This is a genomic window from Clostridiales bacterium FE2011, assembly GCA_017569305.1.
GTDB lineage: Bacteria > Bacillota > Clostridia > Christensenellales > Aristaeellaceae > Aristaeella.
On record CP069418.1, the window covers coordinates 1,717,601 to 1,736,346 of the forward strand.

Genomic DNA, 18,746 nt, shown 5'->3' on the forward strand with positions numbered 1-18,746 from the left:
TGCTGCTCCGGCGGTCTTCCGTTATTCTTCGGGAATCAGCCGGATAATGTCCTTGAAGGGCATCAGCATGGCATCGCATTCCTCCGCCCTGTGGTTTTTCAGGATGATCTCCGCAGCTTTCTGCATCGCGGGAACCTCCGCCCGCATCAGCTGGTTCGCGTAAATAACGATATTGGCGCCTCTTTCCTTCCATTCTTCCTCCGTCACGGAGTTGAAGGAAGTGGGAACCAGCACGATGGGCGTCGTGCTGTCCTTGGCCCGGAACTTTTCAATGAATTCCTGGATTTCAGAGGGATCCTTCTTCCGGCTGTGGATCATGATGGCGTCCGCGCCCGCCTCCGCGAAAGCAAAGGCCCGGGTCAGGGCGTCTTCCATGCCCTGTTCCAGGATCAGGCTCTCAATCCGGGCACAGATCATGAATTCCTTTGTCCGCTGGGCTTTCTTGCCGGCGCGGATCTTCTCGCAGAAGTTTTCAATGCTGTCCTGGGTCTGGACAACCTCCGTACCGAAGAGGGAATTCTTCTTCAGGCCGGTCTTGTCCTCAATAATCACCATGGAAACACCCATGCGTTCCAGGGAACGGACGGTATAGACAAAGTGCTCCGTCAATCCGCCGGTATCCCCGTCGAAGATGATGGGTTTGGTGGTCACTTCCATGATATCGTCTATGGTCCGGAAGCGGCTGGTCATATCCACCAGCTCAATATCCGGCTTGCCCTTGGCAGTGGAATCGCACAGGGAGGACAGCCACATGGCGTCAAACTGGCGGGCACCGCCGTTTTCATACACCACGGTATTCTCCACAATCAGGCCGGTCAGGCCGTCATGGGCTTCCATGACCGTCACCAGGCCCTTGGCGTCCAGCACCTTCCTCAGCCTGCCCCGGCGGATATCCGGCATGGCCAGCTCCGCCCGCTCCCGGCGCTGAAGCTCTTTATACTTCTCGTCCCGGCTGTAAGGGAACTCCGCCAGCTTTCCGCCGTAGGTTTCCAGGATGGAAACCACCTCGTCCCGGATGGGTTTCTGGAATCCCGTGCACCAGTCATCCCCGTGCACCACGATGTCAGGGCGGTATTTCTCCAGGTTTTCCTTATAGCTGAGCGTCCGCTGCTCCACGACCCGGGATACCCCAGCGATGTTCTCAAACAGGCGCATCCGTTCCACCGCGGGCAGCAGCGGGAACCGCTTGTAGGAAGCCACAGCCTCATCTGACAGCACGCCAATGATCAGCTTGCCCAGCCTGCGGGCCTTCCGGATAATCGCGATATGCCCGCCGTGGATAATATCCGTAGCAAAACACATATAAACCGTGCGGTTTTCAATTTCCTTCAGCTTCGCGGAGACGACAGCCAGATCCTCCGGATTGTCAATCTCGGCGCACAGCAGATCCCCGACGTCCAGGGCCGTAATGTTCGCGGCGCCGTTCAGGGCGTTCAGGGCGTTTTCGGCATAGACTTTGGTATTGCCCGTCTCGCAGAACGCGACGATCTCATCCAGCCAGACCTTCCAGTCTTCCCGGTTCAGTTTATACAAGGCCTGGGCCTCCATGGCGTTTTCAAAGAGATCCACGCCCACCTTCATCACCTTACCGTCCCGGATCTGGGCCTTGAAGTCCTTTTCCGGCAGGGGCAGGGTAGAGGAAACGGTCATGCAGGAAGGCCCTGAAGCCAGCACTTTATCAAAAACTTCGTTCTCAAAAACAAGATCACCGTGCATGAGAATAATGTCATCCTGCAGATACTCTCTTGCACAGTAAATCGAATAGATATAATTGGTTTTGTCGTAAATCGGGTTCTTTACAAACGTGAAGTCCAGCGGGAGATCCAGGGATTTACAGTAATCCACCAGCACCCCGTCATAATACCCGGTGGTGATGACAACTTCCGCAATCCCGGCGTCCGCAATCTGCGTCAGCTGGCGGGAAAGAATGGTTTCCCGGGAGGAAATCTCCGTCATACACTTCGGATGCTCGGAAGTCAGGGCACCCATACGGCTTCCGAGCCCGGAATTCAGGATTAATGCTTTCATTCTGTCACCCCTTGTTTCTTCCTTCCCGAGAAAATGCCTTAATGCAATTTCCCGGTCTGTATAGAAACAGCTTTTGTCTGAACAAACAATTCTGAATTCTGAATTCTGAATTCTGAATTTATAAAGTGCATTATGCATTGAACTCTATCCTGCTCACTGCAGGATAAAGTATGTTCCTTCTTCCTGATACTGCACGGTCCAGTAGCCGTGCTCGTCCCAAACGCCTTTTGTTTCCACAATTGATCCGTTCGAAACAGGTGCCAGGGAAACCTGAAGGTCTGAGTATGCCTCCCGGTAGAAGCGCAGATTGATCCCCTCATTGTTGGGATCGATTTCCTCCCCGGATCCGGAAACCAGGATCACCCCGGCAAAGAAGCTGCCGTCATCCCGTTCCGCCAACTCCAGGTACAGATCCGCTTCTGCTTCCCGGCTCTGGGTAAGCACATTTTTCACATCCAGCGCGATGGCAACACTGCCGCTGTTGCCCCGGACCAGGGCAATAGAAACATTGGAATTATTCAGCGCAATAAGATCCTCCCTGGACAGCGTCAGGGACATCAGGCCTTTGGTGTTTTTATCTTCCTGTGCATAGAGGGTGCGCTCACCGGCCGCATCCTTCGGCTTATCCTGCTTGGTCCAGGTCTTGTCACTGTATCCGCACAGGGCACACTGACCCCGCTTCATGCTGTGGGGACGGAGTTCTTCCTTATAATCCACGGTTTCAGTGGAAAGCACTTCCCCACAGTCCAGGCAGACCACCTGGACAGTAGCCGGTCCATATACTTTGTGCGTGGTAGAGCTTACCGAGGTGTAGGCAGGGCTGTCAAAGAAGAAGACAACTTCTTTGGTATTCTCATGAGTGCATGCCAGATCCGTCGGCGTCGCTATAGACATCGTTTCAGCTTCCGCGGCATAACAGAACGCGGAAAGCATCAGCATAAGTAACGCAAAAGCGAGTGTTTTCTTCATCCTTCTGATTCCGGAATCCTCCTGTTTCTCATGAAGGGTATAAACCTCCATGGTCTGTATATTTTACTTCTGATGATATCTTATCGTCAAGTATTGTTGTATTTCAACGGGTTTTGTGATAGAATTGCGGCATTATTCCGGACGTTCCGAACTGCCGGAATAATAAACTAAATTGGAGGGACTCAACATGACTACCATCACCACCCGGGAGCTGAAGGAACGCCTTCAGGAGCTGCAGGGTCAGGAAGTGACCCTGCTGGGCTGGATCCGCAACCATCGCAAGCAGAAGAACATGGGCTTCGTGGACTTCTTTGACGGAACCTGCTTTAAGAATCCTCAGGTGGTGTACGATAATACCCTGCCGGACTTCGAAGCGGTGCAGGCCCTGCGGGTCGGCAGCGCTGTGAAGGTGACCGGCAAAGTCGTCCCCAGCTACAAGGATCCGGAAACCCCGGAAATCCAGGCCAGCGCCATCACGCTTGAGGGCGACTGCCCGGAGGACTATCCGCTGCAGCCCAAGCGCCACACCGTGGAATACCTGCGGGAGATTGCTTACCTGCGTCCGCGGACCCGCCTGTTCCAGGCCGTGTTCCGTGTGCGGAGCGTTGCCTCCATGGCCATCCACAGTTACTTCCAGGACAGAGGCTACGTTTACGTCCATACACCCCTGATCACCGGCAATGACGCCGAAGGCGCCGGCAACACCTTTACCGTGACCACCCTGCCCAAGGGTTCCACGGCGGACGCTTCCGAAGACTTCTTCGGTAAGCCCACCAGCCTGGCCGTTACCGGCCAGCTGGAAGGCGAGACCTTCGCCATGGCATTCTCCAAGATCTACACCTTCGGACCCACCTTCCGCGCCGAGAACAGCAACACCAAGACCCACGCCGCGGAATTCTGGATGATCGAGCCGGAAATCGCCTTCTGCGATCTCGGCCAGCTGATGGACCTGGAAGAAGACTTCCTGAAGGCCATCGTCAAGACCGTGCTGGAGAAGTGCCCGGACGAACTGAAATTCCTGGACCAGTTCACCGGCGGCGGACTGCTGGACAAGCTGAACGCCCTGCTGACCAGCACCTGCGCCCGGGTCACCCACGAGGAGGCCATCACCATCCTGCGCAAGGCCATGGAAAACGGCACCGAGTTCAAGTTCGAGCCGAAGTACGGCGAAGATACCGCCAAAGAACATGAGAAGTACCTGACCGAAGAGTATTTCCACAGCCCGGTCTTCGTCTATGACTGGCCGAAGGACATCAAAGCCTTCTATATGTACCAGAACGACGACCAGAAGACCGTCGCGGCCGTGGACCTGCTGGTCCCCGGCGCAGGCGAGCTCATGGGCGGCAGCCAGAGAGAAACCCGGTACGACCTGCTGACCAGGCGCATGGATGAGCTGGGCATCAGCAAGGAAGAGATGTACTGGTACGTCAACCTGCGCCGGTACGGCGGCTGCACCCACTCCGGTTTCGGCATGGGCTTCGAGCGCCTGCTGATCTACCTCACCGGCGTGGATAACATCCGCGACGTGATCCCCTACTTCCGGACGCCCATGAACTGCGATTTCTAATCGCAGTTCAAATTCAGAATTCAGAATTGTTACTTAACGGAGTGTGCGATTGCCGCACACTCCGTTTTTCTGATTGATCTGCTAAATGATAAAAGCAAAAGCATCCGACCTGCACAGCGAGAATGTGACTGCGGGACAGCACCAAATGTAACGCGAAGTGTGACATTGGGCCTGTCCCTTCTGTCACATTCCTGCTTTCCACAACTTCAACAACGTGGTGTCATCCCGTTGCAGCAGGAATAACTATGAATTGTGAATTATGAATTGGTGAAGAGCTCCCGTTTCACTCATCCTTCACATATTTTTCAAAATCTTGACAATTGTCAGAACAGCCTGTAATATTATTATGTTCGGCTGTGCGGATTTTTGATCCGCTGCTGTTATCGATAGAGCATCCCCCAAATGTATCACCGTGAGTACCCCTCACGATCTGTTTTCTTTCGGGCGGGCCTTCATTCCGTCAGTGACGGTGTCTGTCAGAGGCCATGCCAATCGGAAAGGTTTGGGCCTTCCCCAGGATTGCCATGACCTTTACGGTTGCATCCGCCCATAGTCTTCCGTACCGCGGCAGGCTTTACAGCCCGTGCCGCTATTTACGGAACAGATATGTTACGAACCGGGAAATCCCTCGGTCGAGGCAGTATACAGCCGTGCGAAGCGTTTGTTTTCGTACGGTTTTTTGTTTGCCGAAACGCGCATGGAAAGGGCTTTCCGGCGCATCTGAATATGATAATAAGATTCTGAAAGAAGGGGAGGGAATTTATGAGTCCTGTAATTGCCGCGGTCATAGCCGTGGTTGTGGGCGTGATCTGCGGTCTGCTGGGATATACCTACCGGAAGAACTTCACCGAAAAGAAAATCGAACGGACGGAAGACTACGCGAAGCGTCTGTATGATGACGCCGTCCGCAAGGCAGAAGACTACAAGAAGGAAAAAGTGCTGGAAGCCAAGGAAGAAATCCTGAAGGCAAAGGCAGAAAACGACCGGGAACGTGCGGAAAATGAACGGGAAATCCGGGAACGCCGCAACGAAATCCAGAAGAATGAACGCCGCCTGATCCAGCGTGAGGAAACCCTGGACAAGAAGGCCAGCAACCTGGAAACCCGTGAAGAAACCCTGAACAACAAACTGGCTGACCTGACGAAGAAAGAGACCGAACTGGAAGAGCTGAAAGCCAAGCAGCTGACCGAGCTGGAGCGCATTGCCGGCTTGGACCGTGAAGCGGCCAAGCAGCTGGTGATCGACCGGGTCCAGAAGGAAGCCTTCCATGATGCCGCCGCCCAGGTGCGTGAAATTGAAACCCAGGCGAAGGAAGAGGGCGAAAAGAAAGCCCGCAACATTATCGCCATGGCTATCCAGAAGTGTGCCGCCGACCACGTGGCTGAAACCACAGTCAGCGTCATCAACCTGCCCAATGATGATATGAAGGGCCGGATCATCGGCCGTGAAGGCCGCAACATCCGCGCGCTGGAAACCGCGACGGGTGTGGATCTGATCATTGACGATACCCCCGAAGCCGTGATTGTTTCCGCTTTCGATCCGGTACGCCGGGAAGTGGCCCGCATCGCGGTGGAAAAACTGATCATGGACGGCCGGATTCATCCGGCGCGTATCGAGGAAATGGTCGAGAAAGCCCGGAAGGAAGTGGACAACCAGATCCGGGAAGCCGGCGAGAACGCCGTGTTCGAGACCAACCAGCATGGTATCCATCACGAACTGGTCAAGCTGCTGGGCCGTCTGCGGTACCGCACCAGCTATGGCCAGAACGTCCTGAAGCACTCCATCGAGGTCAGCCATCTGGCCGGCCTGATGGCCGCCGAGCTCGGCGCGGACGTCCAGCTTGCCAAGCGTGCAGGCCTGCTGCATGACATCGGTAAGGCTGTCGACCACGAGAGCGAAGGCACCCACGTGACCCTGGGCGCTGAACTCGCCCGGAAGTATCACGAAAACGCGGACGTGGTGCACTGCATCATGGCCCACCACAACGACGTGGAACCCCAGACCGTGGAAGCCGTGCTGGTACAGGCTGCGGACGCGATTTCCGCCGCCCGTCCCGGTGCCCGCCGCGAGAGCCTGGAGAACTATATCAAGCGTCTGGAGAAGCTGGAGGAAATCGCCAACAGCTTCAGCGGTGTGGATAAGTGCTACGCCATCCAGAGCGGCCGTGAAGTCCGTATCATGGTGAAGCCGGAAGATGTGAATGACGACGGCATCAAGGTGCTGGCCAAGGAAATCGCCAAGCGCATTGAAGAGCAGATGGAATATCCGGGTCAGATCCGGGTCAACGTCATCCGCGAAACCAGAAGCACAGAGTTCGCGAAGTAAGAAACAAGAACAAAAGCCCGTAAGAGCAACGCTCTTACGGGCTTTTTCAATTCATAATTCACAATTCATAATTCATAATGATTATACTTTTCACTTATCCCAGGCTTATCGAGTAGACCCAATCGCTTAATGTGTCATTTCGACCGACCGAAGGAAGTGGAGAAATCTCCTCCGGAGACCTGAACCTTCAAGTGATTTGGAACACCCGTCATTCTGCAGCAGAAAAGATAATTATGAATTATGAATTGTGAATTATGAATTAAAATAGGTAGTTCGCTTTTTTCTTTCCGAACCGCTGGCTGTAGCAGGGATCATACACGTCTTTTCCCCAGCGCTCCTCATACCGGGCAATGTCTTCCGGATCCCTTTCCTCACCGGACAAAAGGAGGGAGCAGGGTTCCTTCACCGCCTGCGCGTGGGGCGTAAAGACAAACCATTTTCCGCCCTGTTTCTGCCGCAAGCCCAGATCCGCCGCGGCCAGGCCGCCCCGGTATCCTTCATCCAGGTCCAGCCAGTTCTCCCGCTTCACCATCAGGCAGCAGAGACTCACCGCGCTGATGTTGTGCACCTTGTTCATCATGTCGTGCCAGCCGCCGGCTGTCACAAACAGGTCTTCGTTGACGCACTGGACCGTATGCTCCATGCCCAGGGCGAAGCCGCCGTGGGTAATATGCTTTTTCCGGTCCGTCAGCACGCCTGTCACGCCGGCCACGTCCTCCCGCTGGGCATACATCAACATTTCCCGGATAAAATACCGGTTCATTTCTGTGACGCCCGCGTCCAGGATCAGCAGGTAATCGGCAGTACTGGTTCGCGCAGCCTCATTGATGAGTGCAATCCGCTCCGTTTCTCCCGCGACAATGATGCTGCCGGTCAGCTTCGGCCAGTCGGTCCGGAACTGAAGCTCCCCGAGGCATTCCTGGCATTCTTCCTCGCTGTCCCCGTGCACGATTGCTTCCACGGAAACATCTTCCGGAATCTGATACCACAGGCGGATTTCCTTGTTTACCGGGACGGCGTCCACCTTCCGGCCGAGGGCCGCCTCATGCTCCACAGCCGCACGGCATCCGTTTTCCAGGCAGATTTGCAGGTTCCGGTGGCTCGCGCTGCTGAAAACCTCCCGCCAGCTGTACAGAACATAGGGAAGGTGCTCAATCTTATCTGTTTTTTCCGCCACCCGCAGGAACAGGTCATGATCCTGGCTGCCGTCAAAACCGCTCCGCAGGCCTCCGATATCCTCCAGCACCGCTTTGCGGATCACGGTCATATGGCAGATATAATTGTCGCTCACCAGGTTGTCCGGGCAGTAATCCGGCTTATAGTGCGGATCCATGTGCCGTTTGCCGTTCTGCGTAATCCGGTCCTCATCGGAATAGATCATATCCGGATGCTTTTCCACAATGCATTCCGCCGTCCGCCACAGGGCGTCCGGCGCCAGCAGATCGTCATGGTCGCACAGGACAATATATTCTCCCCGGGCCAGTTTCAGTGCCTCATTGGTGTTGCCGCTGATGCCCCGGTTCTCTTCTCCGTGGACAATCCGGAAACGGGGTTCCTTTTCACCCCTTGTCTTCAGTACCGCGGCGGTTTCCGCCCGGGTGCTCGCTCCGTCATACAGCACAGCTTCAAAGTTCAGGTAGCTCTGGCTTTCCAGGCTGTCCAGCAGGTCGCCCAGCATTTTCGGATCCGTGTTATAAACCGGGATCACCACGCTGATAAGTCCGGCCGCGGGCTGGTTCTCCCGCTGCGCCTTCAGTTCCTCCTCTGAAGCCCGTTCCCGCAGCCACCGCCGGTCATAGGTTCCCAGCAGCTGCTGGGCCGCTTTCTGGCCCAGCCGTTTCAGGGTATATGTGGTCCCGTGGCTCTGCTGATATTCCCGGATCCTGTCAATCATGCTCATGCTCATTCCTCAGTTTTTCTGCAGTATATGCCAAAATTGTCTTGAAATTCAAACTCCTGCGCATTGACAAACCCCCCGGCCGGCTGTATACTTGTTCCGTAATTTGTCATATTTGGTAAAGTTCTCAGGAGGAAATGCCATGCGTTCCTATTTACTGAAGGAGATCCCGGATCACCTTGCCGCCCTTGCGGTGGAAGGCTATCACAAGCCCGGAAGCCTGACCCAGGCCAGCGGTGCGTGGATCCACTCTGCCGGATCTTTCGTACTGGAAAAGGGGACCTGGCCGCTCAATGCCCATGACCAGTGGGTCTGGCTGGCAGTTGAAAAAGGAAATATCGTCCTCTTCTGGGATAACCATGAGCTGGCTCTGTCCGCCGGTTCCACCTGTTTCCTGCCCGGCGGCGACAAGCGCTGTGAAATCACCACGGAGGAAGATACCCGCTGCCTGTGGATTGCACTGGAGGGGCCGCTGAGTCCCATGGTCGTCCGCAAGATGGGAGCTCTGCTCCACATGCCGCTTCGTCAGGGTGCCCTGCCCAGCCAGATTTACCTGGCGGAGCAGATCGTACAGGTGATTGTCCGCCACAGCGGTACAGCCGATGCGACCTACCAGCTGCAGCACCTGCTCTACGGCATGATCGCGTCCCACTGGGGACAGCCCGTGGCCATGGACGCCATGCTCTCACACGAAATCGCCAAGGTGGTGGACATGCTCCGCGCCAACCAGTACAAGGATAACTTCTCCCTGGCTGATATGGCTGCCATCTCCCGTATGCCTATGGAGACCTTCCGCAAACGCTTCGTGGCAGAAGTCGGTATGCCTCCGCTCAGCTATGTGCTCCACTGCAAGATGGAGCGCGCCAAGGAACTCCTGCGGGACCAGAACTGCTCCGTCCGCCAGGCCGGTGTGGAAGTCGGCATGCAGGATCCTTACCACTTTTCCAAGCAGTTCAAGCACATTGTGGGCATCAGCCCCAGCGCTTTCATGAAGCAGGCCTCTGTGCCCAGCGCCACCATCCGCGGCGTCACCCCGAAGGTCAAAAAGAAGTAACCTTCTTCGAGGTAGGAGGGATGAGGTAGGAGGTAGGAGATAGGAGTTTTATCCCACACTTCCCTGTTCAACCCGTGCCTTTCGTTTAGCCCGCAGTGCGTCCAGTAAACGCCCTGCGGGTTTTTCTATGGCATAGGTGACCAGGATCGCCAGCAGCAGCGAAAGCAGGAAGGAGACCAGCGTATACTGGTTCTGCCAGGGCTGTTCCGCGGCCATGTTCGGCGTATCGCTGACCGAGGGCGGGAAGCGAAGCCGTTTCAGGTGGACAATCACGGTCTGGTGGATCAGGTAATAGTTCATGCTGATCCCGCCCAGGAACCAGGTCACCCGGTTGCCCAGGAGCTTCCGCAGGGGGAAGAGGGCGAACGGGGCGGAAAGGATCAGTAAGGTAAAGAGGATCGCATAGACCGGCCGGTAGATCATCTGATTCATCTGAATCGTCGGAGTATTTCCGGAACGGGCCTGGAAACGCAGCATCTGCAGCAGGCCGAAAAATGCCGCGGCAAAAATGAGGGTCGCCGGAATCTGCCAGGCAATCGGCGTTTTTCCGGCTGCAGCCACCGGCTGTTTGGCCTCTTCCGTCACGGATTCATCTGGTTTCGCTGCCACAGCCGGCAAAGTCCGTTTCGCCTCCAGCCGCACATACGCCATGGCTGCCAGGATCCCGATCACGTACACGTCCAGGAAATTGATCAGCTGGTTGACCACCATGCTGTAATCCACCAGCGCCCACAGGCACCAGGCCCGGAAACCGAAGCATACCGCGCACAGGATACAAAGGGTTGCCACCGGTTTTTTCATCACCCCGCGGGCAATCAGCGGGAACAGGAGGTAAGCCTGCGTTTCAATGGCCAGCGTCCAGCTGGCCGCGCCGAGGGGCGTCGCAATGTAGGTGTCCCAGAAGAAGGTGAACGTGAACGTCAGGTGGGTCGCCACGTCCTTCACCATAAACTGGGGAGTGGTATACAGCTTCCAGGGAATCGCGATGCCGAACAGCACCGCGAGAATGATGAAATAATATCCCGGCAGGATCCGTCTTGCCCGGCGGTAATAAAAGTCCCGGGTATCCGGAGCGGGGCCCTTTTCGCGCATTGCCTTCGCGTAGGGCAGAAACAGCAGGAAAGAACTGAGCAGGACTGTGCCGTCCACCCAGATATAACCGGAACGCACCAGGTAATCCAGGCTCCAGGAGCCGATGGCCGGGGAAAGCCAACTCTGCTGCCAGATGTGGTACCAGCTGACAATGAAAATCATCAGCACCCGCAGTCCGTCCAGTTCAGGAATCCGCTGTCTTCTTTCACTCATTGCTGCTCATCCTCAGTCACAAGGAAGGGGTCAGGAGCAGGGGTATCCGTCGGTTCTGCCGCCGGCTGCTCAGGTTCAGCAGGAGCGGGAGTGGTTTCGGGAGCGGCTTCAGGAGTCTCTGCCGCGCCGTCCGTCTCCGGCGGGGCCGGCGTCTCGGGATAGGGATTGATCCCGGCTTTTTCACAGGCCTGCAGATACAGGTTTTCAATATCCCGGTACTGCCTTCTCAAGGCCTGCCGGTCAAGGCTGGCCAGCAGTTCAGCAGCTTCCGTCCATTCCTCCCGGCGCGTGGCGGCCTTGGCCTTTTCATAGGTCGCCTGTGCCCGGATGGATCCGGTCTTTTTGTAATCATCCGGAATATTCTGAAGCAGTTCCAGTGCCAGGGTGAACTCCCGGCTCTCCGCCGCAGCAGAGGCCAGGGTATACCGGCAGTCCCGGTCCCTGTCGTTGCTGTCCATATAATCGGGAATGGAAGCAAACAGGCTCTGGGCTGTCTTGATATCCCCGGCGGCATAGTATTCATCCGCCTGCTCATAGGTCAGGGCTTTGCACCGTTCCTTGGCGTCAGACCAGTCTCCCGCCAGCAGGAACTCCCGGCTTGCGCCGTCCCTGTCCCCGGCTGCCAGCAGATCCTCCGCCTTGTGATAATGGCATTCGAGGGTCATCTCCCGGCTGTTGAGATAGTCCGGGATGCCGCTGAGCATATCAATCGCACCGTCCCAGTCAGCCTGTTCCATCTTTTTCTGCGCAGGTTCGTACAGGCAGTCGGAAGCCTGCTCCCGGGCTCCGGGATAATCACCCAGGGACAGAAAGATCGTCCGGGCTTCCTCATACTTTTCCTCAGCCTTCAGCGCGGTAGCCTGGGCCATGCCGGCCTTCTGCTCCAGTTCGCTCTTGCCTTCGTAGTCCTCCGGGAGCAGCAGCAGCGCTTCCTGCGCTCCCTGCCAGTCCCCCTGCTCCAGCAGCATCCTCGCCCGGAGCAGATCGGTTTCGTTTGCTTTATCGATGGCTTCCGGCTTTCCCGGAATCGCCCGCAGGAGCGCGGACGCCTTCGCCAGCGTTTCCGCGTCATTGCCGCTGTCCGCGGTCTCCAGGGCAATCTGCCAGTCGCACTCGGTGATCATTTCCTTCGCGTTTCCGTAATCACCCAGCAGCAGGAATGTTTCCTTCGCGCTTGCCGGGTTGCCCGTCGCCAGCGCTTCCCGTCCGGACAGCAGCCGCAGCCACGGGGAGAGACCGAAGAACGCGCCAGCGCACAACGCCACCGAAGCGGCCATCGCGATCAGGATCCGGATCCGGGTTCCCCGGCGGGATTTCTTCTGCTGGTATTCCTCTTCACGGATCCGCTGCAGGCGGATTGTATCCTCCCGCATGCTCCGGCTGTTCAGGTCCAGCTGCCGTTCCCTCATATTGACCTGCGCTTCCACCGCCTCCGGGCTGAAGCGGGAGAAGATCATTTCCTTCTGGCGGCTGCAGCGGGCACAGAATTCCGCGTCTTCCGGATTCGGCCGGCCGCATACGCAGAGCCACAGCCCTTCCTGTTCCACCGGATAGCCGACGGCGGTTTCCCCCGCGGCATACTTCAGCTTCGTCAGCGCCGGGCTGACCGGCAGGGCATTCGATATGTACGCAATCGACTTTCCGGGTTCCCGCCGCCACACCTCGTTATCCGCAAACCAGACTTTTTCGATGACCACATCGATGGAGTGCAGTTCCTCCGACGGCGCACACGGGGCTGTCAGCAGGAAGGTGGAATGGGGCCGCCCGTTCAGCGCCCGCCCGCGGTAGGCAAGGCGTTCCGTTTCACCGCCGTCCTCATCCAGCAGGCGCAGCAAAACCTCGACCGAGACAATTACCCGGTCGCTGAGGTTGAACAGGGTCAGGGTGGCCGCGGGGATCTCTTCCGTCGGCATCGCCGTCCGGAAAAGCTCAGCAGGACAACTTAAATCGATGTAATTCATAATTCTCTTAAATGTCTTTCGCGTTGGTATTCGTTTAATTCAGAATTCAGAATTAAGAATTCAGAATTATTACTTTTCCGCCAATTCCTTTATGATCATCATTTAAGCTTCGATACGGGTTTTCCATCATATTGTTGCAGTTCGGTTAACCATAAATTCTGAATTCTGAATTCTTAATTCTTAATTGGTATGAAGTATGATTTCCGTCAGGAAATAATTATCATACTTCAGCAGCAGTTCAACCTGCGGGCCTTCGGGAGTATCCGTCACATAACGCAGGGTCATGGCGGAGAAATCATAGAAGGCAACGCCATAGGGGGCGGTTCCTTCCGTGCCGTACAGCAGCTCCGTCATATCTTCGCCCATATCATTTTCGCCGTTGCGGAAACGGTTGAAGTCATCACTGAAGATGTCTCCGATCCGAACGCTCCGCGGTCCTTCGATGCCGTCATCCAGGATCGTGAAGCTCAGGATTTCAGCGTTTTCCCCATGCTCACCACAGCGGAAAACCGCCTCATATCCGTCTCCGTCGCAGCGCAGCAGCCAGGTGCCGTCCTCATTGTCAATAATTTCTGTTTCCGGTGTGCCGGGCAGGTCTCCCGGCTTCATGGTCACATAGGGCACGCCGCCCACGACCAGCTCTTCCGCGTCCAGGGCTGTCAGCTCCAGTCCGTTCCGGCTGGTTTTTACCGCCCGGTAATCCTCGCAGCCCGCCAGCTGAATCAGTTCATTATAAAACTCCTCCGCCTGGGAGGCGTCCATCAGCTCCCCGCCTGCTGGATTCAGTCCGCTGACCCGGATCGCGGTAACCATACCGTTTTCAAGGGAATAGGTGACGGCCGTCCGGCAGGACATTTCCCCGTCCGTTACTACCTCACCGTATTCCACCGTATTGATCCACTGTCCGTCCCGCAGGATCCGGCCGTAGGCAAAGCCGGCCTCTGTCTCCCTGAGATAGAGAATCGCTTCCTCCCGGGTACCGGCCAGGTCCGCGTTATCCTGGGGAAACGCGGCCAGAACATCTTCCACCCTGCTGTTCATGCCGGTACCACGGAGCACATTTTCCTCATCGCAGTCAAAAACCAGCGTGTTGACCGGCGTATCCGCTGTCATTTCCGTGCCTTCCGCATAGAACCCGGCAGCTTCATACAGGAAGAAGGTTCCATCCTCGCTTTCGGCATCCTCTCCGGCCGGATCATTCAGCAGCTCCTCGGTAAGCGCCTGCGCCCTGACACGTTCAAGCAGCTCATCCAGTTCCGCGGCTGTGACCACCTTCGCGTTCTCCTCCGCCGCGGCCGGCAGGATTAAGCACAGCATCACCGCAGTAAGAAGACACAGGATCCTTTTCATCATGACGGGTTCACTCCTCCCTGAAGGGTCTTTTTCTTTCCGCTCAAAAATGCGTATACACTGAAGATTATAGCACAGCCCCATCATCATGACAACTCAGTCCCCTTTGCCACAAGATGTTGGGGCCTTGTCAGAAAACCGTTTTCAATAGTAAAATATGCATATACAACTCTGTAAACCCGACCGACCTTCCTTTGGAGAGTATCAAAATGAATAGGCGTATTTTCTGTCTCCTGGCAGCCCTTTTGCTGTTGCTGCCATCCGTCGCTTCTCCTTCTTCCGCCTGTGATCATTATGATCCCGACACCGGCGATCCTTATCCGGAGTACCAGGACGGTTATGTGGCGCCGCAGCCCGGAGTTCCCGGATACTCCGGCGATATCCGCTGCTCCCACTGCCATGCCATCATTCAACCGGGCGGGGTCATCTATGTCGAGGAATTTTATGACTGCATGGATCCGCCCACAGATAAGCCGGACCCACGGATCAATAACCCGCCGGCTCAATACGGGGATAACAATCCGCCTGATACCGATCCTGATAACAATCCCGATGATCCGGATAACCCGGCAAATCCCGATAACCCGGACAATCCGGACAACCCCGCCAATCCGGAAAATCCAGGCACTCCGGAAAATCCCGACAACCCTGTAACCCCCGGGCAGAACAACCCGCAGGATCCGCCGGCAAACGCGGACACACCCGCCAATCCGGAGAATCCAGGCAATCCGGAAAATCCCGATAATCCGGCTGATCCGGAAACCCCTGCGCAGACAGATCCGCCGGCCCAGCAGGACAACCCGGAGACCCCGGAGCAGCCGGTCACGCCGGAGCAGACCAATCCGGAGAAGCAGGAATCCAAACCGGAAACTCCGGAGCAGCCGGTCATTCCCGCGCAGCAGGATACGAAAGAGCAGCAGACCGTACCGGAAGAACCGGTGCAGCCTTCCACTCCCGCCCAGCCGGCGCAGCAGGAGCCGGAAAACGAACCGGCCCAGCCCGAAACTCCTGTCCAGCCAGCGGATTCCAGCCGTCAGGATGAGCCCGCCAAGCCTGTCATACCGGAGCAGCCTGTCATCCCGCCGCAGCAGGATACTCCCGCGGATCCGGAAACCCCGGCGGAAGCCGTCGTTACCCCGCCGCCTGTGCCGGGTGAGAACGACGCTGCGGAACCCTCCGTCACCGCTGTTCCCGGCGGACAGCAGTCCAGGCGCAGCCGCGGCAAAAAGACAGATGAGCCTTTCTCCACACAGTATCCTTACCGGAAGGTCAAAATGACGCCGCAGAAGAACATCCGGGCCAAGGCCGCCGGAATCCTCATCTGGCCCACCGTACAGACGCCGTTTCAGCAGATGCTTCAATGATTTACACAAAGCGCCGCGCTTCATGCGCTGCGCTTTGTGTTTAATTCAGAATTATGAATTCAGAATTCAGAATTATTTCTTAATCCCGATTTAGTCCTATAATTCATGATTGTTGTGTTTATCCTGCTGAATCCTTTGTTTTACTTGCCCCGGAGCATGGTTTGTGCTATACTTCTTTCATTATTTTACAGGATCAGGTGAAAGATCATGGACCGCATTTATGACCCGAAAGTCATCGAACCCAAATGGCAGAAGTTCTGGGAGGATCACCAGACCTTCCGTACGGACGTGTGGGACTTTTCCAAGCCCAAGTTCTACGCGCTGGATATGTTCCCTTATCCCAGCGGCGTCGGCCTGCATGCCGGTCATCCGGAAGGCTATACCGCCACGGATATCGTCAGCCGCATGAAGCGGATGCAGGGCTATAACGTCCTCCATCCCATGGGATACGACAGCTTCGGACTGCCGGCGGAACAGTATGCCGTTACCACCGGACATCATCCGGAAGGCTTTACAAAGGAAAACATCAAGACCTTCAGCCATCAGCTGAAGGAGCTTGGTTTTGACTATGACTGGGACAAGATGATCGCCACCAGCGATCCGGATTTCTATAAGTGGACCCAGTGGATCTTCAAACAGCTGTATCTGGACGGCTACGCCCAGTACATCGATATGCCTGTGAACTGGTGCGAAGAGCTGGGCACCGTGCTGTCCAATGACGAAGTCATCGACGGCAAGAGCGAACGCGGCGGTTATCCCGTGGTCCGCAAGAACATGAAGCAGTGGGTCATCGACCAGCCCGCCTTCGCTGAAAAGCTGCTGGAGGGCCTGGAAGAGATCGACTGGCCGGAAAGCACCAAGGATATGCAGCGCCACTGGATCGGAAAGAGCACCGGCGTTGAGGTGAAATTCCAGATCGTCGGCGGCGGCGAATTCAGCATCTTCACCACCTGTATCGAGACCATTTACGGCATCACCTTCATGGTGCTTGCACCCGACGGCCAGCTGGTACAGGATCTGATGCCCCGGATCAAGAACCAGGAAGAAGTCAAAGCCTATATTGAAGAAACCCGCAAGAAGAACGACATGGACCGGACCGAGCTCAACAAGGGCAAGACCGGCTGCCGCCTCGAAGGCGTCAAGTGCATCAACCCCGCCAACGGCAAGGAAGCAGAGCTGTTCATCGGCGACTTTGTGCTGGCCAGCTACGGCACCGGCGCGGTTATGGCCGTTCCCAGCCACGACCAGCGTGACTTTGAGTACGCCGTGGCCCACAACATCCCGATGATCCAGGTCATCGACGGTGCGGACGTCAGCGAGCATGCCTTTGAAAAGCAGGATTACCTCGGCAAGGGCTGCAAGCTGATCAACAGTGAGGAGTTCACCGGCCTGACCGTGGAGGAAGCCAAGGAAGCCATCACCGCCAAGCTGGAGAAGATGGGCGTGGCCAAGCGCACGGTCAACTATCACTTCCGGGAGTGGATCTTTGCCCGCCAGCGTTACTGGGGCGAACCCGTGCCGGTGGTGCATACCGAAGACGGAAAGATTTACCCCCTGCCGGATGATGAGCTGCCGCTCATCCTGCCGGAGCTGGAAGACTATAAGGGCAAGAACGGCAAGGCCCCGCTTGAAAACGCCGAAGAGTGGAAACACTATGACAAAAACGGCGTAAAGGGTCTCCGGGAAACCAGCACCATGCCGGGTTCCGCCGGCAGCAGCTGGTACTATATGCGCTATATCGATCCGCACAACGACAAGGAGTTCGCGGATTACAAACTGCTGGAGCACTGGCTGCCGGTTGACCTGTACATCGGCGGACCGGAACACGCGGTCGGCCACCTGATGTACAGCCGGATCTGGAACCGCTACCTGTACGACAAGGGCCTGAGCCCCGTGAAAGAGCCCTTCAAAAAGCTGGTTCACCAGGGCATGATCCTCGGTGAGAACGGCATCAAGATGGGCAAGCGCTTCCCCAAGTACGTGGTCAACCCCAGCGACATCGTGGATAAGTACGGCGCGGACACCCTGAGGCTGTACGAGATGTTCATGGGACCGCTGGAAGTTTCCAAGCCCTGGAGTCCCCAGGGTGTGGAAGGCGCCCGGAAGTTCCTGAACCGGGTCTGGACCTTCTTCATGAATGAAGAGAACATCACCGTGGAAAACGACGGCGCCCTGGACCGGGTCTTCCACCAGACCGTGAAGAAGGTCAGCGGAGACTTTGAATCCCTGGGCTTCAACACCGCCATCAGCCAGATGATGATCTTCGTGAATGCCTGCTACAAGAACGGCACCTGCCCGAAAGCCTATGCCGAAGCCTTTGTGAAGATGCTCAGCTGCATCTGCCCCCACATCGGCGAGGAAATGTGGAACCTGCTGGGCCACGAAAATACCATCGCCTATGAACCCTGGCCCGTCTGGGACGAGGAGAAGATCAAGGAAGACACGATCCAGATCCCTGTCCAGGTTAACGGCAAGGTCCGGGCCACCGTGGAAATCGGCGTGGATGAGGGACAGGACAGCGTGCTGGAGAAGGCACATGCCATGAAGAACGTTCAGTCCTTCATCGAAGGCAAGACCATCGTCAAGGAAATCTACGTGAAGGGCAGAATTGTCAACATCGTAGTGAAATAAAAATGTGCGGAAGCGATGCTTCCGCCATTTTTTTGTAATTCATAATTCACAATTCATAATTCATAATTATATTTACATTGGCAGATATGCCGGTTATCATCAGAAGCCTTGAATATCATTGTTTTTCTGCCGCCTGATCCGAAAGTATTTGAAGACTGCCCTGTGTATGCCTTACGGATTGCTTTTGAGCTATCACAAAAAATTGTGAATTATGAATTATGAATTATGAATTTTTCAATTGACATCGTAACATATTCGTAATAGAATGATTCTGTATCATTAGATACCTCTGTGT

10 protein-coding genes and 1 pseudogene are annotated in these 18,746 nt (G+C 56.0%); 5 read left to right on the top strand and 6 right to left on the bottom strand.

Features of this window, described 5'->3' with window-relative positions:
• Nucleotides 1-21: 21 nt before the first annotated feature.
• Entirely contained in the window at nucleotides 22-2,028 is a 2,007-nt protein-coding gene (aepX, locus tag JRC49_07905; GenBank protein ID QTE72705.1) for a phosphoenolpyruvate mutase, read from the bottom strand.
• Between the two features lie 153 nt (nucleotides 2,029-2,181).
• Complete coding sequence (locus tag JRC49_07910) at nucleotides 2,182-2,997, bottom strand: hypothetical protein (protein ID QTE72706.1); 816 nt, start codon at nucleotides 2,995-2,997, stop codon at nucleotides 2,182-2,184.
• A gap of 187 nt (nucleotides 2,998-3,184) precedes the next feature.
• Here JRC49_07910 and asnS point away from each other — a divergent pair, with 187 nt between their 5' ends.
• Together asnS and rny are read left to right on the top strand one after the other, a co-directional pair.
• Nucleotides 3,185-4,564 carry an asparagine--tRNA ligase gene (gene asnS / locus JRC49_07915; protein QTE72707.1) on the top strand — a complete coding sequence of 460 codons (1,380 nt, stop codon included), beginning with the start codon at nucleotides 3,185-3,187 and terminating at the stop codon, nucleotides 4,562-4,564.
• 762 nt (nucleotides 4,565-5,326) lie between these two features.
• Nucleotides 5,327-6,889, top strand: coding sequence for a ribonuclease Y (gene rny, locus JRC49_07920; protein ID QTE72708.1), 1,563 nt, complete (start codon nucleotides 5,327-5,329; stop codon nucleotides 6,887-6,889).
• Between the two features lie 259 nt (nucleotides 6,890-7,148).
• Here the strand turns inward: rny and JRC49_07925 are convergent, their stop codons facing one another.
• Nucleotides 7,149-8,789 carry a glycosyltransferase gene (locus tag JRC49_07925; protein ID QTE72709.1) on the bottom strand — a complete coding sequence of 547 codons (1,641 nt, stop codon included), beginning with the start codon at nucleotides 8,787-8,789 and terminating at the stop codon, nucleotides 7,149-7,151.
• Between the two features lie 139 nt (nucleotides 8,790-8,928).
• On the opposite strand from JRC49_07925, the gene JRC49_07930 reads away from it, so the two are divergent.
• On the top strand, nucleotides 8,929-9,840 hold the full coding sequence (locus tag JRC49_07930; GenBank protein QTE72710.1) for a helix-turn-helix transcriptional regulator: 912 nt from the start codon (nucleotides 8,929-8,931) through the stop codon (nucleotides 9,838-9,840).
• Between the two features lie 48 nt (nucleotides 9,841-9,888).
• On the opposite strand, the gene JRC49_07935 is transcribed toward JRC49_07930, so the two are convergent.
• From JRC49_07935 to JRC49_07945, 3 genes are all read right to left on the bottom strand, one after another.
• Nucleotides 9,889-11,145, bottom strand: a complete 1,257-nt coding sequence (locus JRC49_07935; GenBank protein QTE72711.1) for an acyltransferase — start codon at nucleotides 11,143-11,145, stop codon at nucleotides 9,889-9,891.
• Nucleotides 11,142-13,106, bottom strand: coding sequence for a hypothetical protein (locus tag JRC49_07940; protein QTE72712.1), 1,965 nt, complete (start codon nucleotides 13,104-13,106; stop codon nucleotides 11,142-11,144). The genes JRC49_07935 and JRC49_07940 overlap by 4 nt, the downstream gene beginning before the upstream one ends.
• Nucleotides 13,107-13,286: 180 nt before the next feature.
• The gene (locus JRC49_07945) at nucleotides 13,287-14,459 is read right to left on the bottom strand and encodes a hypothetical protein (protein QTE72713.1); all 1,173 of its coding nucleotides are present in this window, start codon (nucleotides 14,457-14,459) and stop codon (nucleotides 13,287-13,289) included.
• 539 nt (nucleotides 14,460-14,998) lie between these two features.
• Between JRC49_07945 and JRC49_07950 the strand changes: the two are divergent.
• Together JRC49_07950 and JRC49_07955 are read left to right on the top strand one after the other, a co-directional pair.
• A pseudogene (locus tag JRC49_07950) lies at nucleotides 14,999-15,103 on the top strand (peptidase).
• A gap of 924 nt (nucleotides 15,104-16,027) precedes the next feature.
• Nucleotides 16,028-18,451, top strand: a complete 2,424-nt coding sequence (locus JRC49_07955; GenBank protein ID QTE72714.1) for a leucine--tRNA ligase — start codon at nucleotides 16,028-16,030, stop codon at nucleotides 18,449-18,451.
• Nucleotides 18,452-18,746: the final 295 nt, after the last annotated feature.